Raw genomic sequence first — 25,875 nt, forward strand, 5'->3', positions numbered from 1 at the left:
AGGCTGGTTTACAAACTAAACCAGCCTTTTCTTTTTCTACCAAATTACAATGAAAAAAATCCTACTATCCCTTTTTACATTTATAGCATCAATAAATTTGTTTTCTCAACAACAAAACATTGATTTTGCTATAAATCCAAATACGTTTAATGAAACAGATGATATAACAATTACTTTTTCAAATATAAATCCTGCAACATGGGGTGTTACTGATTTATATTTATGGAGCTGGTCATACGATACAAATGATTTAAATTCAATGGATGCTCCAAATAATGGTACTTGGACAAACTCTAATGAAGCTCAAAAACTAACAAACAATAACAACGGAACATATTCAATTACATTAAAACCAACTACATTTTACAACAGAACTGGTATTGGTAAAATAGGTTTTTTAGTAAAAGCAAAAGATGGTTCTGGAGATAAAAAATCGCAAGATATGTATGCTGAAGTTGGTGCTGCAACACCAGACCCAACTGTAACTGAAGCAACATTACCTAGTGGAATGAAAGATGGGCTAAACTTAGATCCTAATGACAACACTAAAGCTACTTTTGTACTATATGCTCCGCAAAAAAAGTTTGTAAATCTTATTGGAAGCTTTAATAATTGGCAAAGAGACGATGTAAACTACCTATTAAAAAAAGACAGTGCTAAAGACCGTTTTTGGATTGAAGTAACAAACTTAACTCCTCAAACAAATATCACCTATCAATACTTAGTAGATGGTGATTTAAGAATAGCTGACCCCTACTCTACCACAATATTAGATCAGAATAATGATTCTAGTATAAATGCTACAACTTATCCGAATTTACCAGCATATCCAACAGGAAAAACAGAACATGCTGTATCCTTATTCAAAACAGGAGAAGCTGCTTATAATTGGCAAATTACCAACTTTACAAAACCAGCTAGAACAGATTTAGTAATCTACGAACTACTAATAAGAGATTTTGATCAATTACATAGTTTTGATGCTGTAAAAAACCGTTTAGATTACATCCAAAATTTAGGAGTTAATGTAATCGAATTAATGCCTGTTAGTGAATTTGATGGAAATGAATCATGGGGATATAATCCTTCCTTTCATATGGCATTGGATAAATATTATGGAACAAAAGAAGCGTTTAAGCAATTTATTGATGAGTGTCATAAACGTGGAATTGCTGTCATTTTAGATGTAGTTTATAACCATGCTACAGGGCAAAACCCATATTTCAGAATGTGGAATACAAGTAACGGTGGTTACGGAGGTCAACCAGCAGCAGATAGTCCTTTCTTTAATGTTTCTGCAAAACATTCATTCAATGTTTTCAATGACTTTAATCATAGCAAACAAGCTACAAAAGATTATGTAAAAAGAACCTCTCAATACTGGATTGACGAATTTAAAATTGATGGATTCCGTTGGGATTTGACCAAAGGTTTTACTCAAAATTGTTCAGATGGTAACGATTCTTGTACTAATGCATATCAAGCAGACAGAGTTGCTGTCTTAAAAGAATATGCCGATTACCAATGGGAAAAAGATGCTGATTTCTATGTTATTTTCGAACATTTAGGAACAAATCAAGAAGAAACCGAATGGGTTAATTATCGTTTAAACGAAGGAAAAGGTATTATGTTTTGGAGCAATTTAAATCATCAATATAATGAAGCTACATTAGGATATCATGATAGTGGAAAATCAGATTTTTCTTGGATAGATTACCGCAAAAGAAACTGGACTACTCCTGCTAACATTTCTTATATGGAAAGTCATGATGAGGAACGCTTAATGTATAAAAACTTACAGTTTGGTAATTCGAACGGAAGTTATAGTGTTAAGAATTTAGCAACAGCATTAGAAAGAATGAAATTAGCTGGTGCGTTTTATTTTACCATACCAGGTCCTAAAATGATTTGGCAATTTGGTGAATTAGGTTATGACATAAGTATTGAAGAAAATGGTAGAACTGGTAACAAACCTATTCTTTGGAATTATGAAAACGAGCCTAATAGAAAAGCTATTTATGATACTTGGAAAGATTTAATCAAATTAAAAAATGGAGAACCTATTTTTAAAACTGGAGATTTTACTTTAGACGTTTCCGAAACTACAGGTTTAAAAACTATCCATTTAACACAAGGTTCTGCTACAGGTAATGAAGTTAAATATGTTACTATTATTGGTAATTTTGGAGTTACAACACAATCAATAAATCCAAAATTTCAAGAAACTGGTGATTGGTATGAGTTTTTAAATAACAACTTAAAAACAACTATTACTGATGTTAATGGGTTAATTTCACTGGCGCCAGGAGAATTTAAAATCTTTGGTAATAATCCTTCTAGTTTATTTGCGAATAATGATACTGATGGTGATGGTGTTTTAAATAGTGATGATAACTGTCCAAATACTCCTGCAGGAGCTAAAGTAGATGTTTTTGGTTGTGAAATATTTACCTTACCTGCAAACAACTTTTCTTTACAAGTTTTAAGTGAAACCTGTAGAACTAGTAACAATGGTAGTATTATAATTTCTGCTCAGAAGAATTTAAACTACACAGCAACACTTACTGGTAATTCAGTTTCTTTAACTAAAACATTTACTACAACACATACTTTTGAAAATCTTTCAGCTGCAACTTATGAAGTTTGCATTACTGTAGATGGGCAACCTAATTATAAAATATGTTTTAATTCAGTTATTACTGAACCAGAAGATATTACGGTTGTTTCTAAAATTGCAAAGGAAAGTAATACTGTTGAGCTTAAATTAGACGGTAGTAAAAACTATAATATTACGCTGAATGATGAAACTTATAAAACATCAAACTCGTTTATAGAATTACCTCTTTTACAAGGAAAGAATACATTAAAAGTTGTGGGGGATAAAGATTGTCAAGGAATTTTTGAAAAAACAATTTATTTAGGTGAAGAAATTAGCACTTTCCCTAACCCATCAACTACTCATATTAATGTTTATTTAGGTACTTTAAAAGAAAAAGCATCAATAGATATATATGCGTTAAATGGAAGTTTAATTTATCAAACATCAGCAAATTCTGAAACAAAAAGAATCGATGTTTCGGATTTAGCTAAAGGAATGTACATCTTATATGTAACAAAAAACAATGAAAGTAAATCGTTTAAAATAATTAAAGAATAATGACTTTTCGTAATATATATTTTATCCTTTTTTCAGGTTTAATTTTAACTTCTTGTGGAGGTGGTAGCAGTGCGGAAGATATTCCACCAGCTGCTCCAACTAAAGCTACATTAGTTTTTCCTGAACAAAATTCTGAATGCAACGAAGGAACTATTATTAGTGATACTAAAAGTTCAGTAACGTTTAATTGGTCTGATGCTACAAACACAACTAATTATGAAATCTTTGTAAAAAACTTAGACACTGACGTTACTTCTACTTATACAAGTAGCGATTCTGAAAAGATTATCACTATTAACAGAGGAACTCCATACTCTTGGTATGTAGTTTCAAAAAATTCAGGTACACAGGTAGCACAAAGTGATACATGGAAGTTTTATAATGCAGGTAAACCTGTTTCATCACACGCTCCTTTTCCTGCTGATCTAGTGAGTCCTTCTATGGGAGCTAACTTATCTAATAGTACGACCTCAGTAAGTTTAAAATGGACAGGTAGTGATGTTGACAATGATATCAGTAAATACACAATTCAATTAAATATAACAAGCCCCCCTACTAGTTCTATAGGTACAGTAACGACAACTTCGTTAGACACAAATGTAAGCTCTAATACGACATACTATTGGAGAGTAATAACTGAAGATTCTAAAGGTAATACATCAACCTCAGAAATATTTCAGTTTAAAGTTAACTAGAAAAAAAGGCATTTACTAAGTAAATGCCTTTTTTATTTCCTCTCTTTAGTGGTAAACACTAGCCCTAACCTATTATTTTTCAAAAAATTAAAAAAGAATAGCATTAATTCAAAAAAAAGTATACATTTGAATCGATGTTAAACAACAAAGGAAATATTAATTCTTTACCAGTCGTAAACTTTACGACTTCTTTTGTTGGCACTACTACAATTACTACTATCATTACGGGTACCCTTTAGGGGGTTCATTTTTTACATATCACCTTAGGCTATAGTTATATTTTTGAAAGATTCAAAAAAAGATAACTCACTCAAAATCAATTTATAATTTCACACATTAAACAATGAAAGTTTTAAAATTTGGTGGATCATCAGTTGCCAATCATCAAAACATCAAAAAGGTTTTACATATTGTAAAACAAGTATCTAAACACGAAAAAGTTGCAGTTATAGTCTCTGCTTTCGGAAAAACAACCGATAAATTATTAGCAACAGCACAAGTAGCTTTAAAAGATAATAGTACCGTTAATCAATCAATTATAGAATTAGAAGAGTTACATTTTTCTGTAATTGAAGAATTAATTTCTGAAGAAAAACAACCTAAAATAATTCAAGAAGTTCAGTATTTATTTAACAGGTTAAAAGCTATTTATGAAGGTATTTTTCTCTTACAAGAGCTTTCTCCTAAAACTCTAGCTAAAGTAGCTAGTTTTGGTGAAAGACTGTCATCTTATATTATTGCCAATGCTGCAAAGGAATTAATAAATGCAACATATAAAGATAGTAGAGAACTTATAATTACCAATAGTGATTCTTTAAATGCTCAGGTAAATTTTGAACTAACTAATAAAAATTGTAGTAGCTTTTTTAAAGAAAACTCTTTTGATGCTGTTATCTTAGGTGGGTTTATAGCTTCCAATGTAAAAAAAGAAACAACAACTCTAGGACGTGGTGGTTCTGATTATTCTGCAGCTATTTATGCTGCTGCGCTTAACGCTAATGAACTTCAAATTTGGACAGATGTTAGTGGAATGTATTCAGCAAATCCTAGCATAGTAAAACAAGCATTTCCAATTACTCAAATTTCGTATAAAGAAGCAATGGAATTATCGCATTTTGGAGCTAAAGTCTTGTATCCTCCAACTATTCAGCCTGTATTAGAAAGAGAAATTCCTATTCGAATCAAAAATACATTTGATCCAGAAAATGAAGGAACTCTAATTTCAAAAGAGTCTACCAATCATAAGCCTGTAAAAGGAATTACGCATATAGAAAATATAAACCTCTTAACTCTTGAAGGAAGTGGCATGATTGGTATTCCTGGTTTTTCAAAGCGAATGTTCGAAACATTATCGCAACAAAATATCAATGTAGTATTTATAACACAAGCTTCTTCTGAGCATTCTATTTGTATTGGAATTTACGAAGAAGACGCTTCACTAGCGAAAGAATCATTAAATGAAACTTTTTCTTTTGAAATTCGACAGCATAAACTTAATCCAGTTTTAGTTGAAAACAACCTTGCTATTATAGCTTTAGTAGGTGATAAAATGAAAAATCATCAAGGTTTGAGTGGACAAATGTTTAGTGCTTTAGGAAAAAATAATGTAAACGTAAGAGCGATTGCACAAGGAGCTTCAGAAAAAAATATTTCAGCTGTTATAAATAGTTCAGATGCAAAAAAAGCGCTGAATACATTACATGAACAGTTTTTTGAAGAAAAAGTAAAACAATTAAACCTATTTGTAACGGGTGTTGGAAATGTAGGTGAACGATTTTTAGCACAGGTACATCAACAAAAAGAGTTTTTAAAAGAAAACTTAAAATTAAACATTCGAGTAATTGGAGTTTCTAACTCAAGAAAAATGGTATTTCATGAAGAAGGTATCGATTTATCGAATTGGAAAGAACAGTTAAAAAATGGAGAAGAAAGCTCGATACAATCATTTTTTGAACGTTCAAAATCTTTCAACCTTCGTAATTCTGTTTTTGTTGATAACACAGCTAATCAATCGGTTTCTGAAGTTTACGAAAACTACCTACGTAATAATATTGCAGTAGTTACTTGCAATAAAATAGCTTGTGCTTCAGATTTAGAAAATTATAAAAAACTAAAGAAAGTTTCCAATAAGTATAATGCTCCGTTTTTATTTGAAACTAATGTTGGTGCTGGACTACCAATTATAGATACTTTAAAAAATTTAATCGCTTCTGGAGATAGAGTTCATAAAATACAAGCTGTTTTATCTGGAACTTTAAATTTTGTATTCAATAATTTTAATAACAAGAATACTTTTCATGATGTTGTTGCTGATGCACAAGCACAGGGCTATACTGAACCAGACCCAAAAATTGATTTAAGTGGAATTGATGTTGCTAGAAAAATATTGATTTTAGCTCGTGAAAGTGGTTTTAACTTAGAATTATCAGACATTAAAAACAATGCGTTTTTACCTGAAAAAAGTTTAAAAACAACCAATAATGATGAATTTTACATTAGTTTAACTGAATATGAAGCTCATTTTCAAAAAATATTCAAAGAAGCTAACGATCAAAATTGTCGTTTAAAATATGTAGCTGAATTCGAAAATGGTAAAGCTAATGTTGGTTTACAGCATATTCCTTCTGACCATCCTTTTTACAATTTAGAAGGTAGCGATAATATTGTGTTATTCTTTACAGATAGATACCCTGTAAATCCATTGCAAATAAAAGGTGCTGGTGCAGGTGCAGATGTAACTGCTTCAGGAATTTTTGCTGACGTTATTAGAATAGCTAATAATTAAAATTGAATGGTGAATAAGTATCAACATATCATAGAAACTTATAATAAGGTATCACAGCAATACCATGATAAATTTATGGAAGCAACTATATATCATCATAGTTACGATAGGCTTTTAAAACATTGTAAAAATGACCATAAAACAATCTTAGATGTTGCCTGTGGTCCTGGAAATATTACTAAGTATTTACTTAATAAAAGGAGTGATTTTAAAATTCTAGGGATAGATGCCGCAGAAAATATGATTCAATTAGCAAAAGGACATGTTAAAGATGCTAGTTTTAAAGTTGAAGACTGTAGAAACATTAAATACTTAAATCAAAAATTTGATCTTATTATTTTCGGTTTCTGTTTTCCATATATCTCAAAAGAAGATTGTATCCGATTAATTGAAGATGCTTATACTATCTTAAATGAAAATGGATTACTTTATATAAGCACAATGATAGGTGATTATAATACTGACTCTGGATATAGAACCAGTTCAGATGGAAAAAATAGCTTATTTATTCACTACCATAATCAAGAATATTTAGTTGATGCTTTACAAAACAACAAGTTTCAACTATTAGAAAATTACACAAAAAAATATCAAGAAGGTAGTACTATTGGTGATACCGACTTATTTTTAATTGCAAAAAAATGAACTATATAAAAATATTTGCTCCAGCAACAGTTGCTAATGTTTCTTGCGGATTTGACTCTATGGGATTTGCCGTAGATACTATTGGCGACGAAATGACTTTTACAAAAACTGTAGAAAAAGGAGTTAAAATAACACAAATAACTGGCGCTAAAGGTTTGTCTTTAAACCCAAAAGAAAATGCGGCAGGAGTAGTTGCTTTAGCTATGCTTAAAGAACATTCAGTAGACTTTGGTATAGAGATTACTATGCATAAGGGATATTCACCTGGAAGTGGATTAGGAAGTAGCGCCGCTAGTTCTGGAGGTGCTGCTTTTGGTGTAAATGAATTATTAGGAAAGCCATTTTCTAGCTTAGAGCTTACAAAATTTGCAATGTTAGGTGAAAAAGCTGCCTGTGGGACTCCTATAGCTGATAATGTAGGTGCTGCTATTTTTGGAGGTTTTGTCTTAATAAGAAGTTATGAACCTCTAGACATTATAAAGCTGCCTGTTCCTAATGAATTACAATTAGTTGCTATACATCCACAAATAGAAGTAAAAACTAAGGACGCTAGAGATGTATTACCTCAAAAAGTATCTTTAAAAGATGCTACTACTCAATGGGCCAATGTTGGTGGTCTTGTAAGTGGATTGTATACAAGTAATTATCAAGTAATAGCCAATTCATTAACTGATGTTATTGTAGAACCAGCTAGAAAGCATTTAATTCCTCATTTTGATTTAGTTAAAAATGAAGCTATCAAAGCAGGTGCATTAGGAGCAGGAATATCTGGTTCTGGCCCTACAATTTTTGCATTATGTAAAGGTGAAAAAACAACTAAAAATGTATATGAAGCTATACAAAATGCATACAGTGATAAAAACATTGATTTTAACCTTTTTACATCTAAAATAAATACGCAAGGAGTTAAAATATTAGAGACAAAATAAACACAACACAAAATGAAATATTACAGTTTAAATAAAAAATCACCAAAAGTTAGTTTTCAAGAAGCTGTTGTAAACGGATTAGCTCCTGATAGAGGTTTATATTTTCCAGAAAATATTACTCCTTTAGACAAAGACTTTATTGAAAATATTGGAGAATATTCTAATGAAGAAATTGCATATAAAGCTATTCAACAATTTGTAGGAGATGAAATACCTACCGAAACTTTACAAGAAATAATTAAAGAGACATTGTCTTTTGATTTTCCTGTTGTTTCAATTGAAGAAAATATTGGAACCTTAGAATTATTTCATGGTCCTACCATGGCTTTTAAAGACGTAGGAGCTCGTTTTATGGCACGTTGCTTAGGATATTTTAATAGAAACAACAACAATAAAGTAACTGTTTTAGTAGCTACTTCTGGCGACACTGGAGGTGCTGTTGCTCATGGCTTTCTAGGGGTAAAAGGTGTAGAAGTAGTTATACTCTACCCTAGCGGAAAAGTAAGTGATATTCAAGAAAAACAATTAACTACTTTAGGACAAAACATTACAGCTTTAGAAGTTAATGGAGTATTTGATGACTGTCAAGATATGGTAAAAACTGCTTTTCTAGATTCAGAAATAAATCGTGTTTTAACCTCAGCTAACTCAATTAACATTGCTCGTTGGTTACCTCAAATGTTTTATTTTTTCTTTGCTTACAAACAGATCTATAAACAGCAAAAAGATGTTGTATTCTCTGTTCCTAGTGGAAACTTTGGAAACATTTGTGCTGGTATTATGGCTCAAAAATTAGGACTTCCAATCAAACATTTTGTAGCGGCTACGAATGTAAATAATACTGTTCCTAACTTTTTAAAAGACGGAAATTATAATCCAAAACCATCAATAGCTACAATTTCTAATGCTATGGATGTTGGAAACCCTAGTAACTTTATACGTATTCAAGAATTGTTCAATAATGATTTAAATGCTTTAAAAAGTACTTTTTCGTCTTATTCTTTTACAGATGAAGAAACACGTAGTGCAATGAAAGTAATACACAAAAAAAGTAATTATATTGCCGATCCTCATGGAGCTGTTGGGTACTTAGGTGCTAAAGAATATCAAAAAGAAAATCCAAATTCTATAAGTTTATTTTTAGAAACAGCACACCCAGTAAAGTTTTTAGATGTAGTAGAAAACACATTAGACATTCAAGTAACTATTCCTGAACAAATTCAATCGATTATGCATCAAAAGAAGAGTGCTATAGCCATAAACTCATATGAAGATTTAAAAACTTTTCTTAATTCTTAAAATAAAAAAGCCTCAAAATATTGAGGCTTTTTTTAATATTTTAATCTTTCTAAAGTATGCTTTTTATATAGATCTCCAATTGGAATTTCTATAGAATCTATTTCAATATCCTGTTTGGTATAGGCTGTTACTTTTTCTGAGTTTATAATATACGATCTATGTGCTCTTATAAATCTATTATCTAATTTATCTTCAAAAGCGGAAATTCCATGTTTTATAATAATTTTCGACTTCTCAGTATGAATTTTAATATAATCTTTTATACTCTCTATATATAAGATATCACTTAATTGTACTTTAATATTTTTTTTATTACTCTGCACAAAAATATGTGTCGATTCTTGTGTAGTTTTATCTTTTTCTTTTAAAACGATCTGTGTATCTAAAAACTTCTCAATTGCTTTAAAAAATCGGTTAAAAACTATTGGTTTTAATAAATAGTCAATCACATTTAACTCATAGCTTTCAATTGCATATTCTCTATGTGCCGTTGTAAATATTACTTTTGGTTTATTAACTAAGTTTTTTAAAAAATCTGTTCCTTTCAATAAAGGCATTTCAATATCTAAAAACATTAAATCAACAGTCTCATTTTTTAAAACACTATTTGCTTCAATTGCAGAAGCACAAATTGCCGCAATTTCAAAATCTGGTAATTGACTTAAGTGTGTAGCAATTAATTCTCTTGCTAACTCTTCATCATCAACAATTATGCATCTATATTTTTTCATTTAACTTAAGTATTAATTCCAAACTATAGTCCTTATTTGTTTCATTAACCTCTAAAGAATAAGCACCTAAATATAAAAAATCTAATTGTTTGGTAATATTTTCCATTCCAATTGATTTTCTCTTTTTATTACTATTGTATAAACTTGGTTTAGTATTTTTTAGTTTAAACTTTATTTCGGCTTCCGATGCTACTATAGTTAAAGTTATAAAGCCTTTGTCAATTTCTTGGCTTATACCATGCTTAAATGCATTTTCTACAAAGGTTAATAATATTAGGGGAGCAATTTTTACATCACTTTTAATTTGTTTTTCAAAATTGACCTCTACCCTATTTCCATATCTTACTTTTTCTAAAGCAATATAATTTTCTAATAATTCTATTTCTTTATCTAAAGAAACATAATTGTCTTTACATTGATATAAAATGTAATCTAATATCTCCGAAAGTTTAGCTATTACTTCAGGAGTTTTATCAGATTTCTTTAAAGCTAAAGCATATAAATTATTTAATGTATTGAATAAAAAATGAGGATTTAATTGATTCTTCAACAAATTAAGTTCTGTCGTTTTCTTTTGCTCTTTCAACATTATAAGATCCTTTTGATCTCTATAATACTTTATCGCTATAAATATAACTGTTGGAAAAAGTACCCATGTAATATTCCTTATGAATACAATAATCGAAACCATTCTATCTTTTAAAATATAAGGAGGCATTCTCTTATAGATTTCAGGGTAATTACTAGCAAAATAATAAACTCTGACTACTCCATATAATGACTGAATTAAATATATGGCTATCAGACTTAGTAACACAAAAAGGAATTGCTTTTTTTTATTTAAAAATGTAGGAATTAAATAATAAACTATTGTAACACATAATAAAAACTGCAAAAAGACCTTAAACCCTATGTAAGTTATAATATAAGTCTTATCGTGTTCTCTATACCAATACGAACTAAGTAAGTATAGAAACATAATACCCCAAAAAATTGAATTTCTAATAATATTTTTTGACAGAATATTCTTCATTTATATTAAATACAAGCTTTTCTTTCTTAGAATAATTGCTAAATAAACAAATCTAATAAGAATATTGTTTTATGGTGTTTTTTGTAGACAAATCTTAATTACAAGAAGTCCAAACCCAAGTTACAGACAATAAATCTGTTTTATCTGGAAGAATTTACTCTCATTCTTCTCTTTGTATTTGTATGTCTACAAAAAAATATAGCTCTTGTATTTCAAATAAATTGCATCGATATCAAATTATAGAAGCATATTATGAAAACTAAAAAACATTCTTTACTATTAATTACAATACTATTTTCTGTTATTATACTAGCTCAAAAAAAGAGTTCTCATAAATATTTTAGGCATCTAAAATATAATCATGTATCTCCTTACATTAAACTATCGGGGATATTTCCTATTGATAAAGAAACTGCTAAAAGCACCTCACATTATGTTTTTACTTATAATAATGACCACAAACTAACTCTTATTACAAACAAGCATTATTTTACAGAAAGAAGGCACCCTTTAGGTTCTATAGGAGCTTACAAAACAGTAATTACTTATAAAAATGGAAAAGAAACTCGTATTTTCTTGGATAAAAACAACAATAGAGTTACTAATGATAGAGCCGTTTTTAAAGAGGTATTTACTTTTGATAAAAATGGAAACTATAGTCAACTAGAATTTTTCAATCTTGATGACTCTCCTATGGAATCTAACTGGAAAATTGCTAAATACATTTGGTTCAAAAAAAATAAGATGATTATTGAAAAAAGATATAATCTAAAAAATGAACCTCAAAATATATCTACTTATTTTGAATTTGGTACCACTGGTATGAAGTTTAACAAAGATGGTAGTCCTATTGCAAACTATAATTTAAATAAGGATTTACAAATAACAAACAATTCTTTTGGAGTAGCTTCTTATCAAGATATTTATGATAAAAACGGAAATCATATAAAATATACTTACCATGATAAAAACAACAAACTTGTTATGAATCAGTTTGGTTTTTCTGTAGGTATAAAAGTATATGACTCTATAGGAAACTATATAAAACAACAACATTACGATACTAATAATAAGTTATTAAGACAAAGGACCATACCTAACAATCAATATGTTTCTTTGAGTAAAAAAGCATCGAAAAAAGATAGTTTAGAAATTAAACGAATCTCTTTAGGTTATTTAATTGCTTTACAAGATTTAAAACCTGAATTAATGAAAGAAGTAATGAATGATAGTTTAAATAAAGTTACTGTTGGATTTAATAGAAAAATTAGAAAAGAAGTTGCTAGAGCTACCTCTAAAGAAAGAATGATTGAGAACGCTAAAAATTGGAATAAATCAAATACTAAATTCCCTTCTACACCTAATAATCAAATAAAAATATTAGACATATATCATCGAATTGCGACTGTAAAACTATATTCAGATAATTGGGTTGAATATTTACACTTAATCAAGTTAGATGGTAAATGGAGTATTATAAATTTATTGTGGCAACATAAAAATGTAAAAATGTACCCTTTTTAAAAACTACTTTGTAAATAAAAAGTCACTTCAAAAATAGAAGTGACTTTTTATTTAAAATTTACAATTTATTCTTCGCTATTTTGAGTCCTTCCTTCATTAACTTATCAAACTCAGATTTAGGGTACTTCTTTATACCTTCTTCAAAAAACTTAACAGCATTTTTATAATCTTTATGCTTTAAATAGAATTGAGCTAATCTGTTTTTCCAATAGGCACTATCATATCTTCTCGTATCTAAAACATCTTTAAACTCTTCCATAAAAAAGCTAAAGTATTTAAAATTGTCACGTCTCCATGCTAACCATATCAATGAATTCTTAGTGCTATTATCTATTTTACCATTACCTCCAAAACGTTTAGCTCTTTCTTTAAAAAAAGACTTTAAATACGAAATTCCTCCCGCTTTTTCATAAGCTTCAATACTTTCAAAAACTAAGGAATCATAATTATGATAATAATACATAATCCCTTTGTACATTGCTAAATGTGGCATTGTTTCATGCACTTCATCGTTAAATAATTCATATTTCCAAAGTAAATTTTCGGGGTTGTGTTTTTTTAATCCTTTACTAAACGCTTCTGTTGATGCTATATAATAAATATCCTTCTTAGAATTCGCTATGTATAGATATACATCTTTAGTCGATTTAAAATTTTTAATAATTTTCTCAGATGCAAAGCCCCCATCAGTTATAATACCACCACTAAACAATTCGTTCTTTTCTAAAATAAGTTTACTAACATAATATGCTGCTGCTTCCCATCCATATATAATTCGTTCATTAGTAGTTCTAAAATTACCATCTATGAAACTAATCACTTCTTTCTCTAAAAATGATGTAAACTTTGTTCTCTCATTATTAAACAAGGTTCTTCTTAATGGGTTTTTATTTTTAATTCCAACAATAATCATTTCTGGAATGGCTCCAGGAGTCCTTAATGATTTTTGAATTCCTACTCCATTTGTAAAAAACCACTGTCCGTCCAAAATATACATTACTGGATACCTTTCCTTTGAACTATTATAACTATCAGGTAAATAAACTTGAATTTCTCTATTTTCATTTAAGATAGTTGATTCAATTATATAATTAGTACCAATGGTTATTTTATCATCTTTCTTTTGAGAATAAGAATGAAATGTAATCAATAACGTTAAAATTAAAATTGCTTGTTTAACCATAGTTTGAATAGTTTTTTCTCAAATTTAAAAATATAGTTATCATATAATTAACATTTTAGCTTCTTTATAAATATTTTAACTAAAATTATAATTTTACCATATTATCCACTAAATTTTCATCTGATCTGGTACCATAAGGATCGATTGCAATATATTTTGGTTTTTCTTTTACAATTATTTTCATTTCTGTTTCTCCCTTTTTTATTTGGGTTAACTTATAATGAAGTATGCTACTTTTATTTTTAACTTCTGAAGGATGTTTGGTAAAAACTCCAAGCCTAATAGGTTCATTTAATGAAATTTCTTTTATCTCCCCATTATTTTTTGTTTCAAACTTATTCGCTTTTATTTTTACAGACACTTCATAAGTTCCATCATTTAACTTTTTATAATCACCACTTTCAATACCTAAATCATAAGTGATTACCCTTTTAAACCAGTCATCTACAAGATTATAATACTTAGTTGGAGTTTTCTTATATACACATTTTAAAAATTCAATAGAAGTTACTTCCAATGTATTTGTTTTTCTATACTTATCAGTTAATTCCTTTATAACTTCATTAACTTTTTCTTCTCCAATTAAATCTTTTAAAGCTAGCATTACTGTTAATGCCTTCCCATAAGAAATATAACCTTGTCCAAACACTTTATATACTGGTGGTTCTAAGTCACCTGCATAGGCTCTTCCTCTAAAATATCTACTTCTTGCATTTTCTACTAATTCATAAACAGCAGTTTTTCCATATAATTTTTCTAATATTACAGCTTCTGTATACTTTGCGAATCCTTCTGTAAATAATGATCCTCCTGGAACTGGCTTTGAAGATAGAGTGTGCCCCCACCACTGATGAGCTACCTCATGTATTGTTCTCTTAGCTACTAAATTAAAAGTATCTTCATCTCTTATATCACATAAATATAATCGATCTTCTACCATGCTAATAATTCCAGGGTGTGCAAATCCTCCAAAAGACCAATGTGAAGGTACTTCTGCTATTCTTACATAATCAAAATTGTATTTTCCAAAATTTGCTTGACAATAATCTAAAGTTTGTTTAGTACTCTCTTCTATGTCTTTTATATTAAAATAATGGTTTTCATCAAAAAACTGCTCTATTGAAACCCCTTTATAGTTTACCTTTTTAGTTTTATATTTTGCTGAAAAATATGCAACCATTGGTATTACTTCCCCTTTTGTTTTATAATGATAATAATTTCTATTATTCTCTATCCATGTTTTCAGTAATTTACCTGAACTTATTCCTGTTTGATTTTTTGCAGTAGATAATATAACTTCAAATGGAATTTTTTCATTTTTGTAATCTTCAAATTCAATATGAGTATCGGAATTATCTTCTTCTTTTCTTTTAGGTAAATTTCTTTTTTCTCGTTCTATTTTATCTGAAATTTCCAAATTGGCATTATATCCTAAAACAGGTTCAAAACTTTGATGCATTATATAAGTTCCATTCTTTAGAATTGAATTATCTTCCTCATATACTTTCAATGACTTACTTATTTCATAAGAGTATTTTATAGAATGATTAGGCTTTAATGGAGTTTTCAGTTTAAAATTATAAGTTCCGTAATTGGTGTCATGATTTACTAAACTTGCATTTTCGATAGTAATATCTTGCAATGGTATTCTCTCAGTTATAAACACTTCTTTTAATGGCTTATCACTTTTGTTTTTCAATAAATAATAAGCCTTAACAGTATATTTTTGATTTTCGGGATAAATAGCTACTTCTGTTTTTATTGAAACAGGATATAAACGTTCTAAACTTTCATACTGCTTAAACTTACGTTCATAATTTTCTCTAAAACTTAGTCTATTTTCTACAGTAACATAATCAGAAATAATATTCGTATTTCTATATATCAAACTTGCACTACTTACAAATAACAACAATAAAACTAAGCTAATTACTTTCTGAACTTTAGTCCAATTATACTTAAACTCATTTATTTTACTTAAAAAGATTGTATTACTCCCCCTATGCCATAACTTAAAAGAAAGTACTACTAACAAACTCCCAAAAGTTGCCCAGTATATTGCTAAATGATGAAACATTTTTACCCCATAAACACCATTCATATTAGTATATGCTGCTCTTGGCATAAAACCAATATTAGTTAAAGGATGCTCCAAACCAAGTAGATTAGCTTTAAAACTTAAAATAACTAGTAAACCAGAAATTCCCATTCCTAAATACTTACTTTTTGCTATACTATTTATAAATAATATAATCATACAAAATATAACTAATTGTAGTCCGTAATAATAGAATAGAGAGAGATACACTCCTAGTTCAAAGTTTGTATATCCAAAACTTATCTGAAATGCAATACACATTAAAATTCCAGTTACTATTAAAATAATTGGTAATAACAGTATTGCAAAAAACTTGGACAGAAAAAACACACTGTTTTTAATTGGAGTAGCATCTATGATAAGATTAAAGTTTAAGTTTCTTTCTTTCCAAATTATTTCTGAACTATAAAAAACAATTAAGATCAAACTAAAAATAGTTAATGGATCTACAATCAACTCAATAAGTTCATTTGTATAGGGATATAAGCTAACATTATATTCTCCTCCACTTGTAATAGTCGAATATAATTCTGAAAAAATAATAAAAAGCCACATTAATAACACTGCTAAAAAAGGTAAGCTTTTAAAAACGTTTTTTAGTTCCAACTTTAACAAAGAAAAAAATGCTAATTGTTGCGCTTTAAAATTATGAACTGTTTTTAGGGGATTATATGCTGTTTGTTGAACATTACTTATTTGTTGTATCTTTTCTTTTTTTACTTTCTTCGTTATTTTTCTAAAAGAAAATATTTTATAAGTGATTAAAAGAAAAATTAAACTACTTACAATCCAAACGAATCTATTTAATAAAAACAAGCCTGAAAACGACAATAATTGAGTATTCTTTTGATATGGTGTCCAATATTGTGTTTGTTCAAAAAAAGCTGCAATTCCAAAAGGATCTAAAACTGCTGCCAAACGCATTGCTTCTGGTGAAGCAGGAACTGATTGAGCTAATAGAGGGGAATTTAAAAACATAGAACAAACAAAATATAGCATGTAAACAAATACTGCACTTGCATAAGTTGCAACACTATTCTTAGTAATAGTACTCACAGAAAAAATTACGGCTGAACTAATAAAAATATTTGGTAAAATCATATACAGCCACGGCTGTAAATAAGTTAGTATTTGAAAATCTCCAATACGTTCAGGATCTAAATCAAAAAAATAGTTTCCTACTATATATCCTAGCATAAAAGGACTGAATGCTAAAGCACTAAAAAGAAAAGTTCCTAAAAATCTACTCCAGAAATAATATCGTTTTTTAATTGAAGAACTATAAATTAATCCTTCCATATGATATTGTTTATCTCTTAGCATTGCACTAATAGCAAAAAACATAATTATGAATACACTTCCTAAAGTAAAAATCCCTGTATGAAAATATACCTGATAAACCGCGTTAAAATTTACTCCTTTTGGCGCAAATCCTTGTTTCCCTATAAAAATTCCTAAAACAAAGAATAAAAGAACAAACAATGGAAAAGCTTTTTGCTTTAATTGATAAAAAAACTCAAAGTCTAATAATTTTCTAAACATAGCTTACTTCTTTTTTTGGTTATATAGTGTAGAGAAATAATAATCTTCTAAACTCGGATTAATCATTTCAAAATCTAACTCAGGTTTGCTATTAGATAAAACTCTAATTTGAGTTTCTCCAGAGATTAACTTTGTTGAAATTATATTGAACTTATTTTTATAAAATTCAATTTCTTTTTTAGCAATAATTTTACTCCATACCTTTCCTTTTATACTCTCAACTAATTCTTTAGGATTTCCTTGAGAAATAATTTTTCCTTCAGAAAGAATTGCCATTCTTGGACACAAGTTTCTAACATCTTCAACAATATGAGTTGAGAGAATTACAATAACATTTTCCCCTATTTCACTTAAAAGATTTAAAAAGCGATTACTTTCTTCTGGATCCAAACCAGCTGTAGGTTCATCCACTATTATTATTTTTGGACTTCCTAATAAAGCTTGTGCAATTCCAAATCGTTGACGCATTCCTCCAGAAAAAGTATATACTGCTTTCTTTCTATGCTGATATAAATTTACTTGTTGCAATAAAGCTTTAACTTGTTCTTTTCGTTCTTTTTTATTTAAAATACCTTTTAATACTGCTAAATGATTTAACAATCTTTCTGCTGAAATTTTTGGATACACTCCAAATTCTTGAGGCAAATAACCTAAACACTTTCTAATTTCATCTGGTTGTTTTACAATATCTATTTCGTTAAAAAGAATACTTCCTGATGTTGGTTTTTGTAAAGAAGTAATAGTACGCATTAAAGAAGATTTCCCTGCTCCATTTGCTCCTAACAACCCAAACATACCATTGGAAATTTCAATATCAATTCCATTAAGAGCTTTTACTCCATTAGAATAAGTTTTGCTAAGATTTTTTATTATTAATGTATTCATTTGCAATGATAATTTTTAAATTATATCACGAATGTCTACTGCTATTTTTCTCTTTCAAATAAAAAATGATGTATACTTTTATTTTTACATCATATAAAACAGTATTGACTTTATACCATAGTTGAACATTAAAACATATATGTTTATCTAAAAAATAATACTGTACATCAATATTATTGTAAAAACTCAACAACATTAGTAGTTTTGAAGTATGATTCAGTTTATAAAAAAATACAAAGCCTTTTTTATAGCATTAATAATTATTCCTATTATTTATTTACTTGATTTAATTGGCTTTTTAAATATACCTACTAAAAGGCCTTTTGAAGTTTTTCTTGTTACACTATTTTGGTTTTTAGTCATTGCGCTTCCAATTCATAATTACCACTATCTAAAACATAAAAAAAAGACATTTATTAAAATAGGAGTTTTATTACTTCTCTTCTTTTTTGCATTACTTGTAGATACCTCTATGAAATTACCAGATAATCCAATAACATTTATTTTATTAAGTGGGTTTTGGTTAGGAATAGCTTATTTATTAGTCCCTACATTTATTTTAAAATATTGGAAGTTTATTCTATTTCTTTATCTTCCTTTATTTATCTATTTCCTTTATTTACGCTTGTTTTCTGGTGATTTAGAAGCTTATCTAAAAATTAAAAAAGATTTTCCTTTTTACATATTCTTTATTCCAATTCCTCTTTTCTTTTTTCTTTGGGTTTTTGAACAATGGAAATGGTTACAAAACTTAAAAGCTGAAAAAACAAAAACAGAATTATCTTTATTAAGAACTCAGATAAACCCTCATTTTTTCTTTAATACTTTAAATAACTTATATGCTTTAACAGTCAAAAATTCTAAACAAGCCCCTGAAGTAATTTTAAAGCTATCAGACATGATGCGTTATACTATTTACGAAGGAGAAAATGAGAAAGTAAGCATTAAAGAGGAAATTACATATTTAAAAAACTATATTGAATTACATAAAATTAGGTATAAAAAAACCGTAGATATTATATTTAATCATAATGTAGATCCCGAATTACATATCGCTCCGTTATTATTTATTATTCTTTTAGAAAATGCTTTTAAACACGGAATAGAAACACTTACAGAAGATGCTTTTGTACACATAAATTTATATGAATCTAACAATTATATTTGCTTTGATGTAGAGAATAATTTTGATTCTAAAGAACTAAGCAAATCAAATGGAATTGGTTTAAATAATTTAAAAAAGAGACTATCATTGTTATATAATAATCAACATGAATTTTCAATTAAAAAAACTGAAAATATCTATAAAACTACTTTAAAAATAAAAAAACATGCTTAAATATATTATTATTGATGATGAGCCTTTAGCACATGAAATTATAGAAGAATTCTGTAGCATGTTACCACATTTACAATTAGAACAAAATTGTTATAATGCCATAGAAGCTATAAAGTTTTTAAATGAGAACACTGTTGACTTTATGTTTTTAGACATCAACATGCCTAAATTAAAAGGTTTAGACTTTCTAAAAACATTAACAAATCCACCTAAAACAATTATTACTACAGCTTATAAAGAGCATGCTATAGAAGGCTTTGAATTAAATGTAGTGGATTATATTTTAAAACCATTCAGTTTTGATCGTTTAGTAAAAGCAATTAATAAAGTTTCTAAATCGCAAGAATCGAAAACTACTATTAAAGAAGTTACTAGTACCAATACTCCATCTAACCGTCTCTTTGTTAAGGGAGACAAGAAGCATCATCAAATAGATCTAAAAAATCTGTTATTTATTGAAGCATACGGAAATTACACTAAACTTTTTTTAAATGATGAAATGATTATAAGTCATGAAAAAATATCTCACTATGAAACTATTTTAGAATCTTCTCTCTTTTTAAGAGTACATAAGTCGTTTATTATAGCCTTAGATAAAATAAAGTTCATTGAAGGAAATAGAATCATTATCGATAATCATAAAGTACCTATAGGTCAAACTTATAAAAGCACTGTAAGTAAGTTATATAATTAACTCTTTCACTTTTTTTTCATAGATTTATGGCAAACCGCTTACATTTATGCAAAAACCTACAGAAATTACTCGCCTTTTTGATTTCCCTTATTACCAGTTACAAACATACCCACAACAAAAGTGCTTAGTTTACAAAGAAGAAAATGTTTGGAAAAATATCTCTACTCAGAATTATATAGAACAAGCTAATCAAGTAAGTAGAGCTTTATTAAATTTAGGAATAAAAAAAGGAGATAAAATAGCTGTAATAACATCTGTCAATCAACCAAAATGGCATATTTTAGATATAGGCGTTATGCAAATTGGAGCCATAAATGTACCGCTATATCCTACATTCTCTGAAAAAGATTATGCATATATTTTAAATCATTCTGATAGTGTATTCTGTTTTGTTTCTGATAATGAATTATATCAAAAAGTAATTAAAGTTCAAGATCAAACGCAAATTAAAAAAGTATATACTTTCGAAGAAATTGATGCTGATTATAGCTGGACTTCTTTCTTATCACAAGGAAAAAATAATGAATTACAATCAACTGTAGAAAACGCTAAAGATAATGTGCAACCAGAAGACTTAGCTACTATTATTTATACATCAGGAACTACAGGTACTCCAAAAGGAGTTATGCTCTCACATCAAAATGTAGTAAGTAATATTTTTGCTGTAGGTAATTCTTTAGATTTACACGACAATCAAAAAAAGGCTATTAGTTATCTTCCTATCTGTCATATTTTCGAAAGAGCAGCGTCCTATTACTGTCAATATATGGGCTTTGAAATTCATTTTGCCGAAAGTATTGAGAAAATTGGAGATAATTTAAAAGAAGTTAAACCTAATTTTATGGCAGTAGTGCCAAGGTTATTAGAAAAAGTTTTTGATAAAATTGTAGATAAAGGAAGTAACTTATCAGGTTTAAAAAAGCGTTTATTCTTTTGGGCACTTAAGCTGGGGGAACAATACAAACCATATAAAGCAAATGGTTGGTGGTATGAATTTCAACTAGGAATAGCTAGAAAACTTATTTTTTCTAAATGGCAAGAAGCTTTAGGTGGTCAGTTAGATTTTATGTTAGCAGGAAGTGCACCAATGCAGCCAAGACTAATTAAAGTTTTTACAGCAGCAGGAATCCCAGTTTTTGAAGGTTATGGAATGACCGAAACATCTCCTGCCGTTTCAGTAACAGATATGCGTAATAATGGTTTTAAAATAGGCACAGTTGGAAGAATCATTAAAGATGTTGAGGTTAAAATTGCTAACGATGGAGAAATCTTGGTAAAAGGTCCAAATGTAATGATGGGATATTATAAAAATGATGAACAAACCAATGAAACCATTAAAAATGGTTATTTACATACTGGGGACATAGGAGAAATTGACTCAGAAGGCTTTTTAAAGATTACAGATAGGAAAAAAGAAATTTTTAAAACATCTGGTGGTAAATACATAGCTCCTGCTGTATTAGAAAGTGAATTAAAAAAATCACGTTTTATTGAACAAGTAATGGTTATTGGAGAAAGCGAAAGAATGCCTGCAGCACTGATCCAAGTATCCTTTGAATTTGTATACGAATGGGCTAAAAGACATCATCATACAATTACCGATGTTTCTACTGATCAAAAACTGATAAATCGTATTCAAAAAGAAATTGATTATTACAATAAAAAATTTGGTAATTGGGAGCAAATTAAACGATTTGAAATTACTTCAGATGAATGGACTACCGATGCCGGGCATTTAACCCCAACATTGAAAATGAGACGTAAAATTATCTTAGAAAAATACAACGATTTATATAAAAAAATATATAATTCACAATAAATCAACCATTAAGCTCAAACTTGTGCAATCGGTCTATTTTTCATAATTTGCAGAGCCCAAAAATTTGAACATATGTCGATTGAAATTACTCGTCTTTTTGATTTCCCTTACTATCAACAAGAAACTTATAATTTAAAAAAAGCTTTTACAACGAAATATAATGGTAAATGGCAATCAATATCAACTCAAGAATATATTGATCAAGCGAATGCTATTAGTAGAGGTTTACTTCGTTTAGGTGTACAGCCAAACGATAAAATTGCAGTAATATCAACAAACAATAGAACTGAATGGAATGTTTGCGACATAGGAATTTTACAAACAGGTGCTCAAAATGTACCTATTTATCCTACTATTTCTAAAGAAGATTACGAATATGTTTTAAATCATTCAGAAGCAACTTATTGTATTGTTTCTGACACTGAAATTTTAGAAAAATTAAATCAAATTAAAGGCAATACAAAACTTAAAGATGTTTATACTTTTGATGAAATTTCTGGAGAAAAAAATTGGAAAGAAATTTTAGAATTAGGTAAAGATAATAGCAATCAAAACGAAGTAGAAGAGCGAAAAAACAATGTAACTTCTGATACACTAGCTACGCTAATTTATACTTCAGGTACCACTGGTAGACCTAAGGGGGTGATGCTTTCACATGGAAACATTGTTTCTAATGTTTTATCTAGTGAAAAAAGAGTTCCACTTTTATATGGAGAGGAGCGTGGACTTAGCTTCCTACCTGTTTGTCACATTTTCGAGCGAATGATATTGTATTTATACCAATATTGTGGAGTTTCAATTTATTTTGCCGAAGCAATTGATAAATTAAGTGAGAATGCTCAAGAAGTAAAACCTCATGTAATGACAGCCGTTCCTAGGTTGTATGAAAAAATATATGATAAAATCTATGCCAAAGGAGCTGATTTAACTGGAGTAAAGAAAAAATTATTCTTTTGGGCTATTGAATTAGGACTTAAGTATAAGCCATATGGTGCAAATGGATGGTGGTATGAAAAACAACTAGGTATTGCACGTAAATTAATTTTCTCTAAATGGCAAGCTGCTTTAGGTGGAGAATTGAAATTAATGGTTTCTGGTTCTGCTGCTCTTCAACCGCGTTTAACAAGAGTATTTGCTGCCGCTGGAATGCCAGTTATGGAAGGTTACGGTCTTACTGAAACTTCTCCTGTAATCTCTGTAAACGATGTACGTAATGGTGGTTTTAGAGTTGGCACTGTAGGTCGTATGATAGATGGTGTTGAGGTTAAACTTGCAGATACTGGAGAAATATTAGTAAAAGGACCTAATGTTATGAAAGGATACTATAAAGATCCTGAAAAAACAGCTGAGGTACTAAAAGATGGATATTTCCATACAGGTGATAAAGGAGAAATTTGTCATGATGGATTCTTAAAAATTACAGGACGTACCAAAGAGATGTTTAAAACCTCTGGTGGTAAATACGTTGTTCCGCCTTTATTAGAAGGTGAATTAAAACAGTCTCGTTTTATAGAGCAAGTAATGGTTATTGGTGAAGGTGAAAAAATGCCTGCAGCACTTATACAACCAAATTTTGAGTTTATTAGAGAATGGGCTGTAAGACATCATGTAACTCTAGGCGATAATGAAAATTTAATTAAAAATCCTAAAGTTATAGAGCGTATTCAAGAAGAAGTATCTCTTTGTAATTCTAAATTTGGAAAATGGGAGATGATTAAAAAGTTTGAATTAACAGCAGAAGAATGGTCTATAGATGGTGGACACCTTACTCCTACCATGAAAATGAAACGAAAAATAATTAAAGAAATTTATAAAGATTTATACGATAAAATTTATAATAACTAATTTTACTAAAGTGTTGTGTAAGCAACACTTTTTTCTTTTTAATATATGACTAAGTTTATTCATTTTACATCTAGTATAAATGCTATTTCATTACCTCAAAAATTTGATTATCCTCATAACTATTCACCTCACAAATTAGCTATAACAGCAGCAAATGAATTACAAGAGTATTTAAAAAAACAAACAGATTTTGAGCATAACTTTGGAATAGAAAACAATACAACTAAAGATGCTTTAGGTAAAATGTTTGGTGTTTTAGTAGTAAAAAACTCAAACGAAGAAATAGGCTATTTGGCAGCTTTTTCAGGAAAAATTGAGAATACTTCTGTACATCAACATTTTGTTCCGCCTGTTTATGATATACTAGATAAAAATGGTTTTTATATACAAACCGAAAAGAAACTCAATCAAATTAATCAAGAGCTTTTTGAACTAGAAAACAATATTCAGTTCACAACAATTAAAAATGATTATAATACACTTTCGTTAACTAATGAAAAACTTTTAAACGAAGAACACTCTAAAATAAAAGCAAGAAGAAAACTAAGAAAACAACTAGGTAAACAAAACAATCAATTAAATATTAATGAAGAGTTTTATTTACGAGAATATGAAGTTTATTTAAAAGCTAAGATTCTTCCTTTAGAAAAAGAATTTTTAAGCTACCAACAAAAAGTTAATCAATTAAAAAAACAACGAAAAAAACTTTCTGCTTGGGTACAAACTGAAATTTTTAAACACTATCAGTTTTTAAATCAAGAAAAAGAAACTCAAAATCTTTTAGATATCTTTAAAAACTCAAAGCAAAACATTCCTGCTGGAGCTGGTGACTGTTGTGCCCCTAAACTACTTCAATATGCTTTTAAACATGGTTTAACACCTATTTGTATGGCAGAATTTTGGTGGGGAAAACCTTTAGCTACTTCTGTAAGAAAGCATAAAAACTTTTACCCAGCTTGTACTGGAAAATGCAAACCTATCTTAACACATATGTTAAAAGGTATGTTAGTAACTGAAAATCCTTTATTAGAGCAATTATCAGTCAATAAAAAGGAGATTACAGTTATTTATGAAGATGATGCTTTAATGGTTATAAATAAACCAGAAGAATTGCTTACAGTAGCTGGTAAAGAAATACAAGATTCCGTTTATCAACGTATCAAAAATAAATACCCAGAGATTACTGGCCCAATAATCGTACATCGTTTAGATATGTCAACTTCAGGTATTTTATTAATTGCTAAGAATGAAAAAATATATAAAGCTTTACAAGCTCAATTTATAAATAAAACTGTGCATAAACGCTATGTAGCTTTACTTGATGGAACTTTATCTAAAAACAATGGATCCATAAACCTACCTTTAAGAGTTGATTTAGATGATAGACCCAAACAGTTGGTTTGTAATGAACATGGGAAACCTGCTTTGACTAAATGGGAAACAATTGAAGTCTATAATGGAAAAACAAAAGTACATTTCTACCCAATTACAGGACGTACACACCAATTACGCGTGCATGCTGCTCATAATTTAGGTTTAAATACTTCTATTGTTGGTGATGATTTATACGGTGAAAAATCTAATCGATTACATTTACACGCAGAACATATTGAATTTATACACCCAATAACCAAAGAAAAAGTGAGTTTTACCTCAGCTTGTCCTTTTTAAA

General features: G+C 28.8%; 17 protein-coding genes. 12 read left to right on the forward strand and 5 right to left on the reverse strand.

What is annotated here, in order from left to right:
• Nucleotides 1–49 precede the first annotated feature (49 nt).
• The 6 genes from F7018_RS08255 (at nt 50) to thrC (ending at nt 9,510) form a co-directional block, all read left to right on the forward strand.
• On the forward strand, nt 50–3,157 hold the full coding sequence (locus F7018_RS08255) for an alpha-amylase family glycosyl hydrolase (RefSeq protein WP_150899570.1): 3,108 nt from the start codon (nt 50–52) through the stop codon (nt 3,155–3,157).
• Nucleotides 3,157–3,852, forward strand: coding sequence for a hypothetical protein (locus tag F7018_RS08260; protein WP_150899571.1), 696 nt, complete (start codon nt 3,157–3,159; stop codon nt 3,850–3,852). The genes F7018_RS08255 and F7018_RS08260 overlap by 1 nt, the downstream gene beginning before the upstream one ends.
• Nucleotides 3,853–4,195: 343 nt before the next feature.
• A complete protein-coding gene (thrA, locus tag F7018_RS08265) occupies nt 4,196–6,637 on the forward strand; it encodes a bifunctional aspartate kinase/homoserine dehydrogenase I (protein WP_150899572.1) in 2,442 nt (813 codons plus the stop codon).
• 6 nt (nt 6,638–6,643) lie between these two features.
• Complete coding sequence (locus F7018_RS08270; RefSeq protein ID WP_150899573.1) at nt 6,644–7,282, forward strand: class I SAM-dependent DNA methyltransferase; 639 nt, start codon at nt 6,644–6,646, stop codon at nt 7,280–7,282.
• The gene (locus F7018_RS08275) at nt 7,279–8,211 is read left to right on the forward strand and encodes a homoserine kinase (RefSeq protein ID WP_150899574.1); all 933 of its coding nucleotides are present in this window, start codon (nt 7,279–7,281) and stop codon (nt 8,209–8,211) included. The genes F7018_RS08270 and F7018_RS08275 overlap by 4 nt, the downstream gene beginning before the upstream one ends.
• A gap of 12 nt (nt 8,212–8,223) precedes the next feature.
• Nucleotides 8,224–9,510 carry a threonine synthase gene (gene thrC / locus F7018_RS08280; RefSeq protein WP_150899575.1) on the forward strand — a complete coding sequence of 429 codons (1,287 nt, stop codon included), beginning with the start codon at nt 8,224–8,226 and terminating at the stop codon, nt 9,508–9,510.
• 32 nt (nt 9,511–9,542) lie between these two features.
• Here the strand turns inward: thrC and F7018_RS08285 are convergent, their stop codons facing one another.
• Together F7018_RS08285 and F7018_RS08290 are read right to left on the reverse strand one after the other, a co-directional pair.
• Nucleotides 9,543–10,241: a LytR/AlgR family response regulator transcription factor gene (locus tag F7018_RS08285; RefSeq protein ID WP_150899576.1), complete on the reverse strand. Its 699-nt coding sequence runs from the start codon at nt 10,239–10,241 to the stop codon at nt 9,543–9,545.
• Nucleotides 10,228–10,830: a sensor histidine kinase gene (locus F7018_RS08290; protein ID WP_217701367.1), complete on the reverse strand. Its 603-nt coding sequence runs from the start codon at nt 10,828–10,830 to the stop codon at nt 10,228–10,230. The genes F7018_RS08285 and F7018_RS08290 overlap by 14 nt, the downstream gene beginning before the upstream one ends.
• Nucleotides 10,831–11,526: 696 nt before the next feature.
• Between F7018_RS08290 and F7018_RS08295 the strand changes: the two genes are divergently transcribed.
• Nucleotides 11,527–12,798, forward strand: coding sequence for a nuclear transport factor 2 family protein (locus tag F7018_RS08295; RefSeq protein WP_150899578.1), 1,272 nt, complete (start codon nt 11,527–11,529; stop codon nt 12,796–12,798).
• 58 nt (nt 12,799–12,856) lie between these two features.
• Here the strand turns inward: F7018_RS08295 and F7018_RS08300 are convergent, their stop codons facing one another.
• The 3 genes from F7018_RS08300 to F7018_RS08310 form a co-directional block, all read right to left on the reverse strand.
• On the reverse strand, nt 12,857–13,981 hold the full coding sequence (locus F7018_RS08300) for an alpha/beta hydrolase-fold protein (protein ID WP_150899579.1): 1,125 nt from the start codon (nt 13,979–13,981) through the stop codon (nt 12,857–12,859).
• A gap of 85 nt (nt 13,982–14,066) precedes the next feature.
• A complete protein-coding gene (locus F7018_RS08305; protein ID WP_150899580.1) occupies nt 14,067–17,621 on the reverse strand; it encodes an ABC transporter permease/M1 family aminopeptidase in 3,555 nt (1,184 codons plus the stop codon).
• A gap of 3 nt (nt 17,622–17,624) precedes the next feature.
• The gene (locus F7018_RS08310; RefSeq protein WP_150899581.1) at nt 17,625–18,506 is read right to left on the reverse strand and encodes an ABC transporter ATP-binding protein; all 882 of its coding nucleotides are present in this window, start codon (nt 18,504–18,506) and stop codon (nt 17,625–17,627) included.
• Between the two features lie 211 nt (nt 18,507–18,717).
• On the opposite strand from F7018_RS08310, the gene F7018_RS08315 reads away from it, so the two are divergent.
• The 5 genes from F7018_RS08315 to F7018_RS08335 all read left to right on the forward strand — a co-directional run bounded on the left by F7018_RS08315 (nt 18,718) and on the right by F7018_RS08335 (nt 25,874).
• On the forward strand, nt 18,718–19,845 hold the full coding sequence (locus F7018_RS08315; RefSeq protein WP_150899582.1) for a sensor histidine kinase: 1,128 nt from the start codon (nt 18,718–18,720) through the stop codon (nt 19,843–19,845).
• On the forward strand, nt 19,838–20,539 hold the full coding sequence (locus F7018_RS08320) for a LytR/AlgR family response regulator transcription factor (RefSeq protein WP_150899583.1): 702 nt from the start codon (nt 19,838–19,840) through the stop codon (nt 20,537–20,539). Before F7018_RS08315 ends, F7018_RS08320 begins: the two co-directional genes overlap by 8 nt.
• A gap of 46 nt (nt 20,540–20,585) precedes the next feature.
• Entirely contained in the window at nt 20,586–22,358 is a 1,773-nt protein-coding gene (locus tag F7018_RS08325; protein WP_150899584.1) for an AMP-dependent synthetase/ligase, read from the forward strand.
• A 72-nt stretch (nt 22,359–22,430) separates the two neighbouring features.
• Nucleotides 22,431–24,203, forward strand: a complete 1,773-nt coding sequence (locus F7018_RS08330; RefSeq protein ID WP_150899585.1) for an AMP-dependent synthetase/ligase — start codon at nt 22,431–22,433, stop codon at nt 24,201–24,203.
• A gap of 45 nt (nt 24,204–24,248) precedes the next feature.
• Complete coding sequence (locus tag F7018_RS08335) at nt 24,249–25,874, forward strand: RluA family pseudouridine synthase (RefSeq protein ID WP_150899586.1); 1,626 nt, start codon at nt 24,249–24,251, stop codon at nt 25,872–25,874.
• Nucleotide 25,875 lies beyond the last annotated feature (1 nt).

It is taken from the genome of Tenacibaculum aiptasiae, assembly GCF_008806755.1.
GTDB lineage: Bacteria > Bacteroidota > Bacteroidia > Flavobacteriales > Flavobacteriaceae > Polaribacter > Polaribacter aiptasiae.